1 pseudogene is annotated in these 1,319 nt (G+C 63.2%); it reads left to right on the top strand.

What is annotated here, in order from left to right:
* Window positions 1-211: 211 nt before the first annotated feature.
* Window positions 212-1,309: pseudogene (locus GH664_RS22795) on the top strand (ISL3 family transposase); the annotation flags it as partial.
* Between the last annotated feature and the right edge of the window lie 10 nt (window positions 1,310-1,319).

Below are 1,319 nucleotides of genomic sequence, written 5' to 3'. Positions count from 1 at the left end.
GGTTCTTCGCGCGATCCGGGGGAGGTAGTGGTTGACGGGTCGGAGGTTGGTAGATTGGCAGTCGCCAAACAAACCGATCCCCTTCCTCTTTCCCGTCATGCGCGATGCTATGTTGGGCGTGGTCCTCTGGGAAGGCCACGTCGTCGATTCATCCGAGGAGCGAGTCGACGGCTCGCTGCTTCTGAGCCTCTCTGAAGACCCCTCATACCGCCCCCGATGTGGGCGCTGCGGCAGCGACTGTGTCCTGCTCCACGAGCGCCGGCGCCGCCTGGTGCGCGATCGAGACTGGTTCGATCGACGCGTCTGGCTGGATGTGCCGATTCGCCGCCTCGACTGTTACCAGTGTGGCGCACGGGCGGCCGAGCGCCTGAGCTGGCTCGACACGGGCGAGCGCATCACGCACCGACTACGCGCGTGGGTCGAGGCGCTGGTGCAGATCCTACCGATCGCCCACGTCTCCCAACTCACGGGCTTGCACTGGCACACCATCAAGCGCATCGACCATCGGCGTCTGCAGGCCCGGTATGGCGCTTTCGATGCGCAGGGCGTGCGTCGGTTGGTGATGGACGAGTTCGCGCTGCACAAGGGGCACCGCTACGCGACGGTGATCATGGACGCGGAGCGCCTGCGCGTGCTGTGGGTCGGAGAAGGCAACAGCCGCGAAGCGATCCGGCCATTCTTCGAGTTGCTGGGTAACGAAGGCTGCCAGCACATCGAGGCCGTTGCGATGGACATGAACACCGCCTTCGATCTGGAGGTGCGCGCCCATTGCCCGAACGCCGAAGTGGTCTATGACCTGTTTCACGTCGTGGCCCGCTTTGGTCGAGACGTCGTCGACCGGGTGCGCGTCGATCAGGCCAACGCCTTGCGCAGTGCGCCCGCGCAGCGTCAGGTCATCAAGCGTTCTCGCTGGTTGCTGCTGCGTAACCGCGACAACCTCGGCAACGAGCAGGCGGTCAAGCTCGACGAGTTGCTGGCGGCCAACGCACCGCTGGCCACCGTCTATCTACTGAAGACGGCCATCAAGGAAATCTGGTTTGCACCCACCGTCCGAGAAGGCGCGCGAAGATGGAAAGACTGGTACCGCCTGGCCATCGACAGCGGTATCGCTGCGGCGATCACCTTTGCAAAACGCCTCCGGAAGTACCTGCGTGGCATCCTCGCCTCAGCCATCTTCCCCCTGAACACCAGCGTCCTCGAGGGCGTCAACAACCGCATCAAGGTCATCAAACGCATGGCCTACGGATTCCGCGACTCAACCTATTTCTTCCTGAAGATCAAGGCCGCCTTCCCCGGAAAGGTGCGATGAACCAAAAAAA

This window comes from Thauera sp. 2A1 (assembly GCF_009469595.2).
Classification (GTDB): domain Bacteria; phylum Pseudomonadota; class Gammaproteobacteria; order Burkholderiales; family Rhodocyclaceae; genus Thauera.
This window is presented reverse-complemented; position numbering and strand designations above follow the sequence as displayed.